At 70.3% G+C, this 17,118-nt stretch carries 16 protein-coding genes; 8 read left to right on the top strand and 8 right to left on the bottom strand.

Going from position 1 to position 17,118, the window contains the following annotated elements; translation table 11 throughout:
* Positions 1–273: 273 nt before the first annotated feature.
* Genes SALPAC6_RS0104540 through SALPAC6_RS0104525 form a run of 4 tightly spaced genes read left to right on the top strand, consistent with a single transcriptional unit; the run spans position 274 to position 3,633 of the window.
* Positions 274–1,983, top strand: a complete 1,710-nt coding sequence (locus tag SALPAC6_RS0104540; RefSeq protein ID WP_026189321.1) for a nitrite/sulfite reductase — start codon at positions 274–276, stop codon at positions 1,981–1,983.
* Positions 1,980–2,138, top strand: a complete 159-nt coding sequence (locus tag SALPAC6_RS29630; RefSeq protein ID WP_018252255.1) for a hypothetical protein — start codon at positions 1,980–1,982, stop codon at positions 2,136–2,138. The genes SALPAC6_RS0104540 and SALPAC6_RS29630 overlap by 4 nt, the downstream gene beginning before the upstream one ends.
* On the top strand, positions 2,135–2,890 hold the full coding sequence (locus SALPAC6_RS0104530; RefSeq protein WP_018252254.1) for a phosphoadenylyl-sulfate reductase: 756 nt from the start codon (positions 2,135–2,137) through the stop codon (positions 2,888–2,890). The genes SALPAC6_RS29630 and SALPAC6_RS0104530 overlap by 4 nt, the downstream gene beginning before the upstream one ends.
* The gene (locus SALPAC6_RS0104525) at positions 2,872–3,633 is read left to right on the top strand and encodes a sirohydrochlorin chelatase (protein ID WP_018252253.1); all 762 of its coding nucleotides are present in this window, start codon (positions 2,872–2,874) and stop codon (positions 3,631–3,633) included. The genes SALPAC6_RS0104530 and SALPAC6_RS0104525 overlap by 19 nt, the downstream gene beginning before the upstream one ends.
* Before the next feature lie 111 nt (positions 3,634–3,744).
* Here the strand turns inward: SALPAC6_RS0104525 and SALPAC6_RS0104520 are convergent, their stop codons facing one another.
* On the bottom strand, positions 3,745–4,002 hold the full coding sequence (locus SALPAC6_RS0104520) for a WhiB family transcriptional regulator (protein ID WP_025616811.1): 258 nt from the start codon (positions 4,000–4,002) through the stop codon (positions 3,745–3,747).
* A 423-nt stretch (positions 4,003–4,425) separates the two neighbouring features.
* Positions 4,426–5,376 carry a diacylglycerol/lipid kinase family protein gene (locus SALPAC6_RS0104515; RefSeq protein WP_018252252.1) on the bottom strand — a complete coding sequence of 317 codons (951 nt, stop codon included), beginning with the start codon at positions 5,374–5,376 and terminating at the stop codon, positions 4,426–4,428.
* 42 nt (positions 5,377–5,418) lie between these two features.
* Between SALPAC6_RS0104515 and SALPAC6_RS0104510 the strand changes: the two genes are divergently transcribed.
* Entirely contained in the window at positions 5,419–5,808 is a 390-nt protein-coding gene (locus tag SALPAC6_RS0104510; protein ID WP_018252251.1) for a hypothetical protein, read from the top strand.
* A gap of 48 nt (positions 5,809–5,856) precedes the next feature.
* Here SALPAC6_RS0104510 and SALPAC6_RS0104505 read toward each other — a convergent pair whose 3' ends face one another.
* Together SALPAC6_RS0104505 and sodN are read right to left on the bottom strand one after the other, a co-directional pair.
* Positions 5,857–6,258 carry an ATP-binding protein gene (locus SALPAC6_RS0104505; RefSeq protein WP_018252250.1) on the bottom strand — a complete coding sequence of 134 codons (402 nt, stop codon included), beginning with the start codon at positions 6,256–6,258 and terminating at the stop codon, positions 5,857–5,859.
* Between the two features lie 141 nt (positions 6,259–6,399).
* Positions 6,400–6,804 (bottom strand): superoxide dismutase, Ni, encoded by a 405-nt coding sequence (sodN, locus tag SALPAC6_RS0104500; RefSeq protein ID WP_018252249.1) that lies wholly within the window; start codon positions 6,802–6,804, stop codon positions 6,400–6,402.
* Positions 6,805–6,828: 24 nt separating this feature from the next.
* Here sodN and SALPAC6_RS0104495 point away from each other — a divergent pair, with 24 nt between their 5' ends.
* From SALPAC6_RS0104495 to SALPAC6_RS0104485, 3 genes are all read left to right on the top strand, one after another.
* A complete protein-coding gene (locus SALPAC6_RS0104495) occupies positions 6,829–7,230 on the top strand; it encodes a S24/S26 family peptidase (RefSeq protein WP_018252248.1) in 402 nt (133 codons plus the stop codon).
* A 142-nt stretch (positions 7,231–7,372) separates the two neighbouring features.
* Positions 7,373–8,548, top strand: coding sequence for an NAD(P)-dependent malic enzyme (locus tag SALPAC6_RS0104490; protein WP_026189319.1), 1,176 nt, complete (start codon positions 7,373–7,375; stop codon positions 8,546–8,548).
* 170 nt (positions 8,549–8,718) lie between these two features.
* Positions 8,719–9,681, top strand: coding sequence for a zinc-binding dehydrogenase (locus tag SALPAC6_RS0104485; RefSeq protein ID WP_018252246.1), 963 nt, complete (start codon positions 8,719–8,721; stop codon positions 9,679–9,681).
* A gap of 6 nt (positions 9,682–9,687) precedes the next feature.
* Here the strand turns inward: SALPAC6_RS0104485 and SALPAC6_RS0104480 are convergent, their stop codons facing one another.
* The 4 genes from SALPAC6_RS0104480 to SALPAC6_RS0104465 form a co-directional block, all read right to left on the bottom strand.
* On the bottom strand, positions 9,688–10,803 hold the full coding sequence (locus SALPAC6_RS0104480) for an acetate/propionate family kinase (protein WP_018252245.1): 1,116 nt from the start codon (positions 10,801–10,803) through the stop codon (positions 9,688–9,690).
* Complete coding sequence (gene pta, locus SALPAC6_RS0104475; RefSeq protein ID WP_018252244.1) at positions 10,800–12,875, bottom strand: phosphate acetyltransferase; 2,076 nt, start codon at positions 12,873–12,875, stop codon at positions 10,800–10,802. The genes SALPAC6_RS0104480 and pta overlap by 4 nt, the downstream gene beginning before the upstream one ends.
* A 178-nt stretch (positions 12,876–13,053) precedes the next feature.
* The gene (locus tag SALPAC6_RS0104470) at positions 13,054–13,248 is read right to left on the bottom strand and encodes a DUF6104 family protein (RefSeq protein ID WP_026189318.1); all 195 of its coding nucleotides are present in this window, start codon (positions 13,246–13,248) and stop codon (positions 13,054–13,056) included.
* A 63-nt stretch (positions 13,249–13,311) separates the two neighbouring features.
* Complete coding sequence (locus tag SALPAC6_RS0104465) at positions 13,312–17,043, bottom strand: multifunctional oxoglutarate decarboxylase/oxoglutarate dehydrogenase thiamine pyrophosphate-binding subunit/dihydrolipoyllysine-residue succinyltransferase subunit (RefSeq protein ID WP_018252242.1); 3,732 nt, start codon at positions 17,041–17,043, stop codon at positions 13,312–13,314.
* Positions 17,044–17,118 lie beyond the last annotated feature (75 nt).

Genomic DNA, 17,118 nt, shown 5'->3' with positions numbered 1-17,118 from the left:
GATGCCGCCCCCCGAACCTTGGCTGCTTCGGTGACGCCGTGGCAGCATAACGTCATGGCTGCCGCCGTTGTTCGCTACTTCGTGGCCCGTCGCCACGTCGATTTTGGCCGCGTGCGCAGCGCGATCTGTCCGGCCCACTGACGACGCCCGACCCCAGCTGTCTCGGGCGCTCTGCGCCGGCTGCTCAGCCCCAGCCCAGCCCGTCGTGCCGGGGCCGGCCACCGCGCTCGGCGCAGTGGCCACGAGGCACCTCAGACAATGGAGGACGCCACGATGGCGCTGCGCAACCCGGCCCGCCCCGAGGACCCGACGCTCCAGTCGGTCCGGGCTCTTCGCCGCCCCCGCGGGGAGGGTCAGTGGGCACTCGGCCACCACGAGCCGCTCAACGCCAACGAGCGGATCAAGAAGGACGACGACCCACTCAACGTCCGAGCCCGGATCGAGAACATCTACGCCCACCAGGGTTTCGCCTCGATCGACCCACAGGACCTGCGGGGTCGGTTCCGCTGGTGGGGGCTGTACACGCAACGCAGGGCCGGCATCGACGGTGGACGTACCGCCGTGCTGGAGCCGCACGAGCTCGAGGACGAGTTCTTCATGCTCCGGGTGCGAATCGACGGCGGGCAGCTCTCCGTGGCCCAGCTCCGGGTGGTGGCCGAGATTTCCCGCGAGTTCGCCCGGGACACCGCCGACCTCACCGACCGGCAGAACATCCAGTATCACTGGATCCGGGTCGAGGACATACCGGAGATCTGGCGTCGACTGGAGTCGGTCGGCCTGCAGACCACCGAGGCCTGCGGGGACTGCCCCCGGATCGTGCTCGGTAGCCCGGTCGCTGGCGTGGCCCGCGACGAAATGATCGATCCGACGCCGGCGATTGACGAGATCGTCCGGCGCTACGTCGGCGACAAGCAGTACGCCAACCTGCCCCGGAAGTTCAAGTCCTCGATCTCCTGGCTGGTGGACACGCCGTACGAGACGAACGACATCGCCTTCCTCGGGGCGGTGCACCCCGATCACGGCCCTGGCTTCGACCTCTGGGTCGGCGGCGGCCTCTCCACGAATCCGATGCTCGCCCAGCGGCTGGGTGTGTGGGTGCCGCTGGACGAGGTGCCGGACGTCTGGGCGGGGGTGGTGGGTATCTTCCGCGACTACGGTTACCGACGGCTGCGCCACCGCGCCCGGCTGAAGTTCCTGGTCGCCGACTGGGGGGTGGCGACGTTCCGGGAGGTGCTGGAGCAGGAGTACCTGGGCCGCGCGCTGCGGGACGGACCGTCGGCCGAGCTGCCGGCGCAGCAGATTGACCACATCGGGGTGCACGAGCAGCGCGACGGGCGCAACTATGTCGGGGCTGCTGCGACGGTCGGCCGGGTCTCGGGTAGCCAGCTCACCCGGCTCGCCGACGTGGCCGAGGCGCACGGCAGCGATCGTGTTCGGCTGACTCCATACCAGAAGCTGTTGGTGTTGGACGTGCCGCCGGACCGGACGGAGTCCCTGGTCGAGGCGCTGGGCGGGCTTGGCCTGTCGGCCCGGCCATCGGCCTGGCGGCGTGGCGCCATGGCCTGCACCGGCCTTGAGTTCTGCAAGCTGGCCATCGTCGAGACCAAGGCGCGGGGCGCGGAGTTGGTGGCCCGGCTGGAGGAGCGGCTGCGGGACTTCGACGCCGACATCACCATTCATCTCAACGGCTGCCCGAACGCGTGCGCCCGTACCCAGGTGGCCGACATCGGTCTCCGGGGTCAGCTGATGGTCGGCGAGGACGGCCGCCAGGTGGAGGGCTTCCAGGTGCATCTCGGCGGTGGTCTGGGCATGGCGCAGGGCCGGGCCGCGGGGTTCGGCCGCAAGCCGCGAGGCCTGAAGGTCACGGCGGCGGAGCTTCCGGCGTACGTGGAGCGGCTGGCTCGGCGCTACCTGGCTGGTCGCGTCGACGGGGAGACGTTCGCCAGCTGGGTGCTCCGGGCCGATGCGGGAGAGCTGCGATGAGTGACGCCCGTTCCACCCCGCTGTACTGCCCGTACTGCGGTGCGGAGGAGCTGTGGCCGAGCGAGGCCACGCACGGCGGTTGGGAGTGCCGTGCCTGTGCCCGGATCTTCACCGTACGGCTGCATGGCCTGTTGGCGAAGGCGGTGCTCCGGTGAGCGGTCTGGTCTGGGCGGCCGGTCTCGGCCTGGTCCGGGCCGGCGAACCGGCCGCTGCGGAAGTGAACCGGCAGGAGTTGCGGACGCTGGCCGAGGCGGCCGGCCGGGAGTTGGCGGGCGCACCGGCGTTGGCGGTGGCCCAATGGGCGGTCGAGACGTTCGGCGACCGGTTCTGCGTCACCAGTTCGATGGCCGACGCGGTGCTCGTCCACCTGTTCTCTCGGGTCGCGCCCGGCGTTGACGTGGTCTTCCTGGACACCGGGCTGCACTTTCCGGAGACGCTCAAGGTCCGGGATCAGGTCGCCCGCACGATGCCGGTGAACATCCGTTCGATCCGACCCCGGCTGACCGTCGGCCAGCAGGACGGCGAGTACGGGCCGCGGCTGTTCCATCGCTCCCCGGATGACTGCTGCCAGCTACGCAAGGTGGAGTCGCTGGAGCGGGCCCTGGTTGGGTACGACGCGTGGGCCGCGGGGCTGCGCCGGGACGAGTCGCCGTCCCGGGCGAACACCCCGGTGGTCACCTTTGACGCGCGTCGGGGCAAGGTGAAGGTCAACCCGATCGCGGCGTGGACGCAGGTCGATGTGGAGACGTACGTCTCCCGCTGGGATGTGCCGGTAAACGAGCTGTTCGGCCGGTCCTACAGCTCGGTCGGCTGCTGGCCCTGTACCCGGCGGACGAAGGCTGGGGAGGATCCGCGGGCCGGTCGGTGGGCGATGTTCGAGAAGGCCGAGTGCGGCCTGCACGGCTGAGCGAGACCAGGGGCCGCGGGGACCCGGTGCTCCTGGTCGCGCATGGCAGTCGGGACCCGCGGGCCGCCGCGGCGACGCGGGCGCTGGCTGCGGCGGTGTCCGCTGCCCGGCCTGGCCGGCGGGTGATGCCGAGCTGGCTGGACCACACCCGCCCCGGTCCAACGGAGGCGTTGCGGGAGTTGGCCGGCGCTGGTTTCCCCCGGGTGGTGCTGGTGCCGCTGTTGCTGACCGCCGCGTATCACTGGCGGGTGGACATCCCGGCGGCCGTTGCGGCGGTCCGCCAGACGGCTCCCGAACTGGCGGTACGGGTGACCGACGTGCTCGGTCCCGCCGCCCGGGAGATCGAACCGGCGTTGATGGCCGGGCTGCGCCGCCGCCTGGCCGAGGCGGAGCCCGGGGGCTACGACGGGCTGGTGCTGGCCGCTGCGGGCACCCGGGATCCGGTCGCGCGCGCCTCGGTGGGGCGGGTGGCGGCATCGCTGCGGGCGGCCCTGGCCGTTCCGACCCGGGTCTCCTACGCCTCGGCTGCTCCTCCCGCCGCTGGTGTGGCGGTGAACCGCCTGCGCGCACGCGGCGCGCGGCGGGTGGCGGTGGCCGCGTACTTCCTGGCGCCCGGGCTGTTTCACGACGCAGTCACCGTCTCGGCCCGGCAGGCCGGTGCGGTGGCGGTGGCGGCCCCGCTCTCGGACGCTCCCGAGCTGGTCGACCTGGTCCTCCGCCGGGTTGACGCCGTGTTCGACTAGGCTTGGTGGTGGTGTCGTCCCGGTGGCAGCGGGTCTCGGTCTACCTCGGCCGGGCAGCGGAACGCCCCGGTGGTTGGGGGCCGACCGGGGCGTTCCGCTTTCGGCTGGTGGTCAGGCGGTGTGAGCGCGCAGCACCCGGAGGCCGCCGCGACGCTTGACGGCGCGTCGCTCCTCCTCACTCATCCCGCCCCAGACGCCTGCGTCCTGGCCGGACTCGAGGGCCCACTGCAGGCACTGATCCGTCACCGGGCAACGCCGGCAGACAGCTTTGGCCTGCTCCACCTGCAGGAGGGCCGGACCGGACGTCCCGATCGGGAAGAACAGCTCGGGGTCCTCGTCGCGGCAGACAGCATGGTGACGCCAGTCCATGGCGGCAACACTCCTCATTCTGGATGGGTGGCAGATGGCTTGCTATATGCATCCGCAGCGCCGGCCGCAACGGTTCGCGTCCGGGTTGCTGGCAATGCGTGATCAGGCTGTTGGCTCCGTGGACCTGCTGGAACCGCTCATTCTGTTGAGCGTATCCAGGCGACGTCCCGGAAACTCAAGTCGCTTGTGAATACTTTCACGAACGCTCGCGATGTCAAGGGTGACGCTCGGAAAACTCCACGCGGTGAGCAAGCCCACAACCTGTTTGTCCTGATTTGCCCGAGGCTCCGGATACTCGGAGTACCACAGTCGGGGATCAATATAGTACGACAGCGCTGATTTCGCTGACATTTCCGTCACTCACCCCCACGTGGCGCCAATCGTCATGGACGGGCCGGCTCAACCGAGGGGAGTACCCGAGAGCTAGCAGATTACTCGCACCGCCGCGGGTACGGCGGTGAATTCAACTTTCTCGCGCTCGCCCAGGTACTCGCCATCGAGCTGGAACGCCTGTGGGTGGCGGGCGATCAAGGTGAACTCGGCCAGGTCGTGGAGGCGGAGCACCTGTTTGCCGTGCGGCCCCGGCGCTCGGCCGAAGAATTGAGTGATCGTCCGTGTTGTGCTGGTCACCCGGAGCCGTCGTAGTGCGAACGCGTCCAGGCCGAGGTCGAACGATGCCTCCGGATTCGGGTGCACCTCCTGATCGCCGAGGTACGTCCAGGGTGCGGTGTTCTGGACGATCACTGTGGCGAGTTGCTCCTCGGTGGGCTGGTCCGGCTGCTGGAGGGCGATCGCGGGGTGTCGGCGGTCCGAGGCGAGGAAGTACTGGGCGAGCGTCGATCGGAAGTACAGGCTGGGCGTGGATACCTGCCCGCGCCGGCGGGACCGTTCCACCCGGTGGATCACTGCGGCGTCAACCCCGAAGCCGGCGCAGAAGGTGAAGTAACGCTCGTCCGCCCGACCCAGGCCGATGGTGCGGTGCCGGTTCAGCCGTAGCCCTTCCAAGATCACGCTGGTGCTGTCCGGCCACTCCCGGGGCAGACCGAGAGCGCGGGCGAAGACGTTCGTCGAACCGCCCGGCACAGCCGCCAGGGCGGGCAGTTGCTCGGCCGGCGCTCCCCCGGTCGGCCCCGTCGTCGGCAGCGCGGACATCAGGCCGTTGACGACCTCGTTGACCGTGCCATCGCCACCAAGCGTGACGACCAGGTCGACGCCCTCCTCAGCCGCCTCGCGGGCCAGGGTTGTGGCGTGCCCCCGGCGCCGGGTGTAGCGCACCGACAGGTCGACTTCACTGCGCAGCGCCCGGACCAGGACATCCCGGCTGCGCTCGCTGGTGGTGGTGGCCTTGGGGTTGACCACCAGGACGGCCCGCATGGGCGGCACTGTACCGCGTGGCGACACCGGTATCGTGGTCGCGTGACGATCGCCCCCAACCAGATACCCGGCCCGCTTCGGTGGGCCGTCCTGATGCTGCGCGGTGAGGCGGTCGCCGTCGGTCTGATCGCTGGCTGGCTACTCTGGGCCAACCTCGTGGAGCCCACCGTCGACCTGACGTCGGCGCTGCTGCTGCCGGCGTTCGCCGCGGGTGTGGCGGCCGGGCTCTGGGCGCTGGGTGGGGCGCTCGCGCGGTGTCGGGCGGGTGCCCGGGCTCCGTCTGTTGTGCTTCAGCTGATGCTGTTGCCGATCGGATGGTTCATGATCCAGGGCGGGATCGGTTGGCTGGGCGGGCCGCTGATGGCACTCGGTCTCGGCGTCACCGCCCTGCTGCTCAGTACTCCGACGACCCGTGCCCTCGGCTTCGAGTGAGGGCGCGGAGCGCCGCCGGTCCTAGCCGGTGGGCGCGACCGGCTCGACCTAGCCGGCGACGCGACGGGTCAGCAGCGAGATGGTGGCGCGGTCGTTGTCAGCGGTAGCGGCGGCCGAGGTGGTCAGTGCGGTGAGTACCTTCCAGGCAAAGGAGGACTCGGCCGGCAGTCGCGCACCGCGGGAGGTTGGCACCGTGACCTCGACGGCGAGCGCATCGTCGGTTACCGAGAACCGACACTCCAGCTCGGCGTGCTGGGTGGCGATCGAAAGCAGCATGGCGCACGCCTCGTCAACCGCGATGCGGAGATCCTCGATTTCGTCGAGGGCGAACTGCAGCCGGGCCGCGAGCCCGGCCGTGGCTGTGCGGAGCACGCCCAGGTAGCCGCCATCTGCGGGCACGGTCAGGTGCACCACGTTGTCGCTGGCAGGTTGGCTGGTCGTCGGAGTCACGCGTCATCCCCTCCGGGGCGCCCGCTACCCGGATCGGGGGTGGCGACCCGTCAGGGAACTCTACCCGGTACCTCCGACGCAGCCGCCACGGTGACGACCGGCACCTCCGCGGACGCGCCGGTCGTCACCGTGGCCGTTCGCCTACGCCTTCTTGGTCTCCCAGAAGATCTTTGAGATCTCGTCGATCTTCTGTAGCAACTCGTCGGCCTTCGCGGGGTCGGTCGCGCCCTTGGCGCCGGTCGCGCCGGCCAGCTTGGTGGCCTCGTTGAAGAGCTGGTGCAGGTGCGGGTACTTCTCGAAGTGGGCCGGCTTGAAGTAGTCGGTCCAGAGCACCCACAGGTGGTGCTTCACCAGCTCGGCCCGCTGCTCCTTGATCAGGATGGCCCGGGTGCGGAACTCCGGGTCGGTGTTGGCCTGGTACTTCTCACAGATCATTTTCACCGACTCGGCCTCGATCCGGGCCTGTGCCGGGTCGTAGACACCGCAGGGCAGGTCGCAGTGGGCGCTGGCGGTAACTCGGGGGGTGAGGATGCGTGGAAGTCGCATCAGGAGCCTCCTGGGAAGTTTGCGATGATCGAGCACGACATTACTTGGACGCCGAACCTGGTGGAGGTGAACGGCATGCCCTCGCCCCCGCCGTGCCCGGCGCCGGGCGCTCGGTGGTCGCTCTCGGCCGTCCTGGTGACGGGTCCGTCCATGGCGCCGACCCTGCGGCACGGCGACGCGGTACTGGTGCGCCGTGGGGACCGCGGGATCCGGGCCGGTGACGTGGTGGTCGCGGTCTTTCGGAGCCGCCCCGACCTGCTGGTGGTCAAGCGGGCGGTCGGTCCGACCGTGGAGGGTTGGTGGCTCGCGGGCGACAACCCACTGATCACTGACGACTCACGGGCGTACGGTGGCGCGGACATCTGGGGGCGGGTGGTGGCGCGCTACTGGCCGCGGCCCCGGCTGCTGCGCCGCCGTAAAGTATGACCCTACTCACATCCGGGTGGTGTGCGCCGCACTATGCTCGGCAGGTGTCCCGGGTGACCCCCACACCTCGCGCCGCCGGTCAGCGCCCACCTCGCGCCCGGACCGGCTGGTCCATCTGTATCGACAGATCCTGGAGTCACCAATGTCATCGTCAACTATGGACCCTGCGGACCCGGTCTTCCGACTGCATCGGGGCGGCAAGCTGGCCGTTGCCTCGACCGTCCCGCTGACCAGCCGGGAAGACCTCTCCCTGGCGTACACCCCAGGGGTGGCCCGGGTCTGTGCGGCCATCGCCGCCGACCCCCGGCTCGCCGATGACTACACCTGGGCCGGGCACACCGTCGCGGTCGTCACCGACGGCTCCGCCGTGCTGGGGCTCGGCAACATCGGCCCATCCGCCGCGTTGCCGGTCATGGAGGGCAAGGCCGTGCTCTTCAAGCAGTTCGGCGGGGTGGACGCGGTGCCGATCTGTCTGAACACGCAGGACGTGGATGAGATCGTGGCAGCGGTACGGGCCCTCGCCCCCTCCTTCGGCGGCATCAACCTGGAGGACATCAGCGCGCCGCGCTGCTTCGAGGTCGAGCGGCGCCTCGACGAGGCGCTGGACATCCCGGTCTTCCACGACGACCAGCACGGCACCGCGATCGTTGTACTCGCCGCGCTCCGCAACGCGGCGGCATTGCTCACCCGAAAGCTCGGCGACCTTCGGGTGGCGATCAGTGGCGCGGGTGCCGCCGGGGTGGCGGTGACCAAGATGCTCGTCGCCGGCGGAGTAGACCCGGAACAGGTGGTGGTCTGCGACTCCCGGGGCATCCTCGGGCCGCACCGCGAAGGTCTCACCGGGGCCAAGGCCGAGCTGGCGGAGCTGACCAACGGTGACGGCCGGCAGGGCGACGTGGCCGAGGCGCTGCGCGGCGCCGATGTGCTGATCGGTGTCTCTGGTGGCCAGATCGCCGAGGCGGCAGTCGCCGGCATGGCTCCCCGCGGGATCGTCTTCGCCCTGGCCAACCCCACCCCCGAGGTGCAGCCGGAGGTGGCCGCCCGGCACGTCGCGGTGGTCGCCACCGGGCGAAGCGACCACCCCAACCAGATCAACAACGTGCTCGCCTTCCCCGGTGTCTTCCGCGGCGCACTGGACGCCCGGGCCACCCGGATCACCGACGGCATGAAGGTGGCCGCGGCGGACGCGATAGCCGGGGTGGTGGCCGACTCGCTCACGCCCGATGCGATCGTCCCGTCCCCACTGGACCCGCGGGTCGCCCCCGCTGTGGCCGAGGCGGTCGCGGAGGCCGCGCGGCGCGACGGCGCAACTCGGTAGGCGCGGCAGCGCGGTGGGGTAACGCGGTCGGTGTGGCGGCGGGGTCCGCGTCGCGCGACGGCCTAACCCGGTAGGCACGGGGGGCGGGATCCGTGCGGCGCGGCGGCTGATCCGACGTGTGGCTTCGCACACGCCGACGGGCCTTCTGGTCACCCGCCCGGGTTGTTACCGTGCCGATCATGCGTGCTGCCTTCGCCTCCCGCTTCGACGACGCCAACCCGCTCGCCGCGCTCACCGTCGGCGAGCGGCCGGAACCCGCGCACCACGGCGACGACTGGGTGACCGTCCAGGTCACCGCCAGCTCGCTCAATCACCACGACCTCTGGTCGCTGCGCGGCGTCGGGCTGCGCGCGGAGCAGCTGCCGATGATCCTCGGCTGTGATGCGGCCGGCGTTGACCCAGACGGCAACCCGGTGGTCGTCTACCCGGTGCTCCCCACCCCAGCCGATCCACGCCGGATCTCGATCCTCTCCGAGCACTTCCCGGGCACGCTGGCCGAACGGGTCGCCGTACCCCGGGCGAACCTGCTGCCGCTGCCGGCGGGCCTGGCGGCGACGGATGCCGCCTGCCTGCCCACCGCCTGGCTCACCGCGTGGCGGATGCTCACCACCCGGGGCCGGGTGGACGAGGCCGCCGCCGTGTTGGTGCAGGGGGCGGGGGGAGGTGTGGCCACCGCGGCCGTCGCGCTCGCCGCCGCGATGGGTAAGCGGGTCTATGCGACCAGCCGGGACGCCGCGAAGCGGGAGCGGGTCGCGGCGCTCGGCGCGACCGCCGTCGAACCGGGTGCCCGGCTGCCGGAGCGGGTGGACCTGGTGATCGAGACAGTCGGTGCCGCGACCTTCGACCACTCACTGAAGTCAGCCGCGCCCATGGCCCGGATCGTGGTCTCCGGCGCGACCGCCGGGCACGAACCCACAGTCAATCTGCGCCGCGTCTTCGCCATGCAGCTGGAGATCCTCGGCACCTCCATGGGCACTCCGGACGAGCTGGCCGCACTGCTGGCCTTCTGCGCCGAGCGGGGGCTGCGCCCGGTGGTGGACCGGGTGGTGCCGTTCACCGCGGTCGAGGAGGCATTCGCCCGCCTGCACTCCGGTGACGTCTTCGGCAAGGTGGTCGTCGACCACGCCGCCTGAGCGACGTCAGCGTCGGCCCGCCACCTCCCGGGCGGCGCGGGCGATCTCCCGCTCCTCGTCGGTGCCGACGACGCAGACCGCCACCTCGCCCCCGTCCGGCGAGATGACCCGGTCGCCACTGCCGGCGTTGCGCTCCGGATCGATCGTGATACCGAGTCGCTCCAGTCCGGCCAGGGCGGCCGCGCGGACCGGGGCGGCGTGCTCGCCGACGCCGGCGGTGAAGGTCACCGCGTCCACCCGACCGAGCAGCGCGTAGTACGCCCCGACGTAGCTGGTGATCCGGCGGCAGTACACGTCGAAGGCGAGGCGGGCGGCCTCGTCGCCGTCCGCCCGGCGGGCGAGCACCTCGCGCATGTCGTTGGCGCCGGTGAGCCCGTACAGGCCGCTGCGGTGGTTGAGCAGGTCGTCGATGTCGTCTACGCCCAGACCGCCCTCCCGCCGCAGGTGAAAGATCACCGTTGGGTCCAGGTCACCGCTCCGGGTGCCCATGACCAGTCCCTCGAGCGGGGACATCCCCATCGAGGTGGCCACGCTGCGCCCGCCGGCCACGGCGGCGGCGCTCGCGCCGTTGCCCAGGTGCAGGGTGATGGTGTTGGTGTCGGCGTACGGACGCCCCAGCAACTCCGCCGTGCGCCGGGAGACGTACGCGTGGGAGGTGCCGTGAAAGCCGTACCGCCGGATGCCGTACCGGCCGGCTGTCGCCCGGTCGATCGCGTAGGTGGCGGCGGACTCGGGCAGCGTGGTGTGGAAGGCGGTGTCGAAGACGGCGACCTGGGGGACACCGGGCAGCGTCGCCCGGGCGACCTCGATGCCGGCCAGGTTGGCGGGGTTGTGTAACGGGGCGAGTGGCACCAGCTCCCGGATCGCGGTGAGCACCGCATCGTCGATCAGGACCGGCTCGCCGAAGCGGCGTCCACCGTGTACCACCCGGTGCCCGATGGCGGTGAGTCCGGTCAGGTCGAGCTCGGCGAGGATCCCCCGGACGGCGGTGCCGTGGTCTGCCGGCCCGCCCCCGGGTTCGCCGATCCGCTCGACGGCGCCCCGGTCGAGGAGCTCGTCGCCGTCGTAGAGCCGCCACTTGACCGACGACGACCCACAGTTGAGTACCAGTACCCGGCTCATTTGCCTGCCTCTCCGGCCTGGATCGCGGTGATCGCCACCGTGTTGACGATGTCCGGGACGGTCGCACCCCGAGACAGGTCGTTCACCGGCCGGCGTAGCCCCTGCATGACCGGCCCCACCGCCACCGCTCGGGCAGATCGTTGCACCGCCTTGTATGTGTTGTTGCCCGTGTTCAGATCTGGGAAGACGAAGACCGTCGCCCGCCCGGCGACCGTACTGCCGGGCAGCTTCGTCGCCGCCACCGTCGGGTCGATCGCCGCGTCGTACTGGATCGGCCCCTCGACCAGCAGATCGGGTCGGCGCTCCCGAACCCTTCGAGTGGCCGCCGCGACCTTCTCCACATCGGCGCCCGCGCCCGAGCTGCCGGTCGAGTACGACAGCATCGCCACCCGCGGCTCGATGCCGAACCGGACGGCGGTGTCGGCGGATGAGATCGCGATGTCGGCGAGTTGGGCGGCGTCCGGGTCGGGATTGACCGCGCAGTCGCCGTAGACGAGTACCCGGTCGGCGAGCAGCATGAAGAAGACGCTGGAGGCGATGGAGACGTCGGGCAGATTGCGGATGATCTCGAAGGCGGGACGGATGGTGGCGGCGGTGGTGTGGGTGGCGCCGGAGACCATGCCGTCGGCGTACCCGGCCCACACCATCATCGTGCCGAAGTAGTTCGACTGGGGCACGATGTCGTGGGCGAGGTCCGGGGTAACGCCCCGGTGGGCGCGGAGCCGCGCGTACCCGTCAGCGAACTCGTCGCGCCACTCGCTGGTGAATGGATCGATCACCCGTGCGTCGGCGATGTCGACGCCCAGCTCCCGGGTTCGCCGGGCGATATCGTCGGGCCGGCCGAGCAGGGTCAGCTCGGCTACATCCCGGCGCAGCAGGATCTCGGCTGCCCGCAGGATCCGCTCCTCGTTCCCCTCCGGCAGCACCACATGCCGGCGCTGGGCCCGGGCCCGGTCGATCAGGTCGTACTCGAACATCAGCGGGGTGACCCGCTGTGAACGGGTGACCCGCAGCCGGCGGGAGAGGTCGTCGGTGTCCACGCAGCGTTCGAAGGCGCCCAGCGCGGCCTCCACCTTGCGCGGATTGCTGGCGCTGAGCCGGCCCTCGATTCGGTTGCAGGCAGCCACCGTGTCGTAGCTGTCGCTGGGCACGGAGAGCACGGCAAGGCCTGGCCGGAGCCGCTCGACCAGCCGCATTGTGCGCGGGTCCGGCGTTTCGCCGAGGGTGAGAACCAGCCCGGAGAGCGCGACCTGTCCCGCGACGTGCGCGGCGTTGGTGGCGACCAGGAGATCGTCCCGATCCCCCGGCATGATCACCAGGGCGCCTTCGGTCAGATGGTCGAGCAGCGTGGGCACGTGGGCCGCGCCGACGACATAGTCGAGTACGTCGCGGCTGAGCGCGGCGTCGTCTCCACCGAGCTGGGTGGCACCGAGCGCGGTCGCGACCTCGGCGACGGTCGGTGCCGACACGCTGGGCACCTCGGGGATCAGGTACGCGGGCACCGGCAGCTCGGGCAGCGTGAGTGGACCGGTCACCCGGTTCGCGACGACCGCCAGCACCGTCGCACCGAGGTCCGCCAGGTCGTGGTACGCCCCCCGGGCCGACGCCGCGATGGTGGCGGTTTCCTGCTCGTACCCGTCCACCACGGGGACCACGACGCTGCCGAACTCGGTCGCGAGCCGGGCGTTGAAGGCCAGTTCCCGGGGGCCGGCGCCGTCGCCGTCGTCGGCGAAGTCGCTGCCCACCACGACCACCGCCGGGTACTGCCGCTCGACCGCGCGGTATCGCTCCACGATGCGGGAGACCAGCTGCTCCCTCCGGCCCTCGGCGACCATCCCGGTGGCCTCGGTGTAGGTGGTGCCGGTGAGGTCCTCGATCGGTAGTTCGACCCGGTAGCGTTCGCTGAGTAGGGCGAGGATCGGGTCCGGCTGCTCGCCCCGGACCAACGGCCGGAAGATGCCGATTCGGCCAACCTGCCGGGACAACAGCTCCGCCAGTCCCAGGGCGACGGTGGACTTGCCGCCGCCGGAACTCACGCTGGTCAGATACACACTCCGCGCCACGAGATCCACTCTAGGAGCTCGCCGGGCTCTCCGCCCGGGTCCTTCGGCCCGGTCATCCGGCCCGGGGCCCGGGTGTTCGCTTCGCGCCGCTGCCGGGGGAGGTCTCGCCGCTACCGGAGAGTGTGCGCAGCCTCCCGGGGGAGTGATCGCCGTCGAGTTGGGGGCGGCGGGGCTGCCGTTCGCGGCCCTACTCGTCGTCCTCGTCGTCCAGCCGAGCCAGGTAGGTGGCGAAGCGCTCGATCGGGGTCTCGAATTCGGGGTTCTGGTCGACGAAGTCGCGTAGGCGCTCGGCGAGCCAGTCGATGCTGACCTGCTCGTCGCCGCGGCGCTCGGTCAGTTCCTCGATCCCTCGGTCGGTGAAGTACATGCGTTCCTCGGTCACGTCGTGGTGGTGGGGGCCGGGACAGTGTCCCAGCCCCCACCACCAGCACGGGTTGGGTGGTACCTACGGGCGGGGGAGTGCGGCGTCGAGCAGGGCGGAGAGCTCGACGTCGTGCATTTTGGCCGAGCCGACCGCCGGGGCGGCTGCCGCTGGGCGGGAGATGCGGCGTAGCCGTACCCCGTCCAGGTGCTCCAGCATGTTGAGCGCAACAAAAGACCAGGCACCCTGGTTGGCCGGCTCCTCCTGGGCCCAGGCGAAGTCCACCGCGTTCGGGTATGCCGCGAGTGCGGCCCGAATTTCCTCGATCGGCATCGGGTAGAGCTGCTCGACCCGGATGATCGCGGTGTCGGTGATACCGCGATCCTGCCGGGCTTGGAACAGGTCGTAGTAGACCTTGCCAGAGCAGAGCAGAACCCGCTTCACCTGCTCTGGGGCGGGGGTGCCACCGTCGGGCAGCACCGGCTGGAAGGTGCCGTTGGTGAAGTCCTCGACCTGTGAGACACAGAGCCGGTGCCGCAGCAGGGACTTCGGCGTGAAGACGATGAGGGGCTTGCGCTTCGGCGACAGGGCCTGGCGACGCAGCAGGTGGAAGTAGTTCGCCGGCGTCGTCGGGATCGCCACCCGCATGTTGTCCTCGGCGCAGAGCTGGAGGAACCGTTCCGGACGGCCGGAGGTGTGGTCCGGGCCCTGGCCCTCGTGGCCGTGCGGCAGCAGCAGTGTGACCGCGGAGCGCTGACCCCACTTCACCTCACCGGAGGAGATGAACTCGTCAATCACCGACTGGGCACCGTTGACGAAGTCACCGAACTGGGCCTCCCAGCAGACCAGCGCGTTGACGTTCTCCACCGAGTAGCCGTATTCGAAGCCCATCGCCGCATACTCGGACAGCAGCGAGTCGTGCGCGAAGAACCGGGACCGCTCACCGCCGGCGGTGAGCGCCTCCAGGGGCAGGTGGTCGTCGCCGGTCTCGGCGTCGACAACGGAGGCGTGCCGCTGCACGAACGTGCCGCGGCGCGAGTCCTGGCCGGCGAGCCGGATGGTGACCCCGTCGTGCAGCAACGCACCGAAGGCGATGATCTCGCCGAAGCCCCAGTCGATGTTGCCCTCGCTGGCCATCTTGGCCCGTCGGTCGAGCAGCTGCTGGATCCGCTTGTGCGGGGTGAAGCCTTCCGGCAGGTTGAGGTGTGCCTCGCCAACCGCCCGGATGACATCGGCGTCCGTGGCGGTCTCCACCGGTGGCTCCGGCTCATCCTCCCGCTTCGGGCGGCTGAGTTGACGGGGTGCGGTGGCGGCGTCCCGGGTGGCCTTGAAGACCCGCTCCAGCTGCGCCTGGTAGTCGCGCAGCAGCTCCTCCGCGTCCTCCACGGTGATGTCGCCGCGCCCGATCAGCTCCTCGGTGTAGAGCTTGCGAACCGATCGCTTCGAGTCGATGATCCGGTACATCTCCGGGTTCGACATCGACGGGTCGTCGCCCTCGTTGTGCCCGCGTCGCCGGTAGCAGACCAGGTCGATGACGACATCCTTGTTGAACGTCTGCCGGTACTCGAAGGCCAGCTGGGCGACCCGCACCACGGCCTCCGGGTCGTCGCCGTTGACGTGGAAGATCGGTGCCTGGATCATCCGGGCCACGTCGGTGCTGTAGAGGCTGGAGCGGCTGTACTCCGGCGCGGTGGTGAAGCCGACCTGGTTGTTGACCACCACGTGCACCGTGCCGCCGGTGCGGTAGCCGCGTAGCTGGGACAGGTTCAGCGTCTCGGCGACGACTCCCTGGCCGGCGAAGGCCGCGTCCCCGTGTACCGCCAGCGGCAGTACGGTGTAGCCCTCCAGCTTGAGGTCGATCCGGTCCTGCTTGGCCCGGACGATGCCCTCCAGCACCGGGTCAACGGCCTCCAGGTGCGACGGGTTCGCCACCACCGAGACCTTGACCGAGTGCTCGCCGTCGGGGGTGGTGAACTTGCCGTTCTGCCCGAGGTGGTACTTCACGTCGCCGGAGCCCTGTGTGGAACGCGGGTCCAGGTGCCCCTCGAACTCGGAGAAGATCTTCTCGTACGGCTTGCCGACGATGTTGGCCAACACGTTCAGCCGGCCCCGGTGCGCCATGCCGATGACGACCTCGTCCAGCCCACCTTCGGCGGAGGCCTCCAACACCTCGCCGAGCAGCGGAATCAGCGACTCGCCCCCCTCCAACGAGAAGCGCTTCTGGCCGACGTACTTGGTTTGCAGGAAGGTCTCGAAGGCCTCCGCGGCGTTCAGCCGGTTGAGGACGTGCTTCTGCTCGTTGACCGCCGGCTTCTCGTACTTGCGCTCAACCCGCTGCTGGATCCAGCGCCGCTCCTCCGGGTCCTGGATGTGCATGTACTCGATGCCGACCCGGCGGCAGTAGGTGTCCCGGAGCACGCCGAGGACATCACGCAACTTCATCCGCTGCCGACTGGCGAAGCCGTTCACCGGGAACTGGCGGTCCAGGTCCCAGAGGGTGAGCCCGTGCTGGAGGACGTCCAGATCCGGGTGCTTGCGGATCTTGAACTCCAGCGGGTCGGTGTCGGCCATCAGGTGGCCCCGCACCCGGTAGGCGTGGATCAGCTCGTGGACCCGGGCAGTCTTGTTGATCTGACCCTCGCCGTCGATCGCGACGTCGCGCATCCAGCGCACCGGCTCGTACGGGATGCGGAGCGAGGTGAAGATCTCGTCGTAGAAGCCGTGCTCGCCGAGGAGCACCTCATGCATCACCTTGAGGAACTCGCCGGACTGCGCGCCCTGGATGACCCGGTGGTCGTAGGTGCTGGTCAGCGTGATGACCTTACTGACCGCCAGCTCGGCAAGGGTGCCCTCGCTCATGCCCTGGTACGGCGCCGGGTACTCCATCGCGCCGACGCCGATGATCGCGCTCTGGCCGGTCATGAGTCGTGGCATCGAGTGCACGGTGCCGATGCCGCCGGGGTTGGTCAGCGAGATGGTGGTGCCGCCGTAGTCCTCCATGGTCAGCTCGTTCTTCCGAGCCCGCCGGACCACATCCTCGTACGCCTGCCAGAACTGACGGAAGTCCAGCTGCTCGCAGGCCTTGATGGAGGGCACCACCAGGTTGCGGCTGCCGTCCGGCTTGACCAGGTCGATCGCGATTCCGAGGTTGACGTGCTCGGGGCGGACCAGCGCCGGCTTGCCGTCCACGACGGCGAAGGAGTTGTTCATCTCCGGGTGCATCGCCAGCGCGCGGACCAGCGCGTATCCGACCAGGTGGGTGAAGCTGACCTTCCCACCGCGGCCCCGGGCGAGGTGGTTGTTGATCACGATGCGGTTGTCCACCAGCAGCTTGGCCGGGACGGCACGCACACTGGTCGCGGTCGGCACGCTCAAGGAGGCGTCCATGTTCTGGACGATCTTGGCGGCGACCCCACGTAGCGGTGCGGTCTGCGGGCCGGATGAGGTCGGCGTGGCGGTCGGCTTCGCGGGGGCGGGCTTGGCGGGGGCGGGCTTGGCGGCCGGCTTCGTGGCGGCCGGCTTGGGAGCGGGCTTGCTGGGGGTGGCCTTGGTCGACACGGATGTGCGCTCCGGGGTGGCAGCGGGCGGGGCGGTGGAGGGCTCGGGCCGGCCGTCGGGTTCCGGTTTCGCGGCCGGCTCGTTATCCCGCGTCTCTCCCGGGCCCGGGGTGGGCCGGTAGTCGGCGAAAAAGTCGTGCCAGGCCGGGTCGACGCTGGTGGGGTCGGTGAGGTACCGCTGGTACATCTCTTCGACGATCCACTCGTTCGGGCCGAAACCCGCCAGTGGGTTCTCCTGCGAGGTCTGCTGGGTCGACACGGCCGGTATCGCCTCTTTCACGCGAGTTTGTGGGTTACGCCGAACGCCGGGGGCTCCCGGACACACGAGTCGGGC

It is taken from the genome of Salinispora mooreana (assembly GCF_000379065.1).
Classification (GTDB): Bacteria; Actinomycetota; Actinomycetes; order Mycobacteriales; family Micromonosporaceae; genus Micromonospora; species Micromonospora mooreana.
The sequence above is the reverse complement of the archived record's forward strand: the minus strand, read 5'-3'. Positions and strand labels throughout refer to the sequence as shown.

What these genes read in the sequence shown, in the direction of transcription:
- SALPAC6_RS0104515 (WP_018252252.1), bottom strand. Translation starts at nt 5,376, where the DNA reads ATGCGGGCCGTCCTGGTGGTCAACCCCAAGGCCACCACCACCAGCGAG.
- SALPAC6_RS0104480 (WP_018252245.1), bottom strand. Translation starts at nt 10,803, where the DNA reads ATGAGCCGGGTACTGGTACTCAACTGTGGGTCGTCGTCGGTCAAGTGG.
- SALPAC6_RS0104520 (WP_025616811.1), bottom strand. Translation starts at nt 4,002, where the DNA reads ATGGACTGGCGTCACCATGCTGTCTGCCGCGACGAGGACCCCGAGCTG.
- SALPAC6_RS29630 (WP_018252255.1), top strand. Translation starts at nt 1,980, where the DNA reads ATGAGTGACGCCCGTTCCACCCCGCTGTACTGCCCGTACTGCGGTGCG.
- sodN (WP_018252249.1), bottom strand. Translation starts at nt 6,804, where the DNA reads ATGCGACTTCCACGCATCCTCACCCCCCGAGTTACCGCCAGCGCCCAC.
- SALPAC6_RS0104490 (WP_026189319.1), top strand. Translation starts at nt 7,373, where the DNA reads ATGTCATCGTCAACTATGGACCCTGCGGACCCGGTCTTCCGACTGCAT.
- SALPAC6_RS0104495 (WP_018252248.1), top strand. Translation starts at nt 6,829, where the DNA reads ATGATCGAGCACGACATTACTTGGACGCCGAACCTGGTGGAGGTGAAC.
- SALPAC6_RS0104540 (WP_026189321.1), top strand. Translation starts at nt 274, where the DNA reads ATGGCGCTGCGCAACCCGGCCCGCCCCGAGGACCCGACGCTCCAGTCG.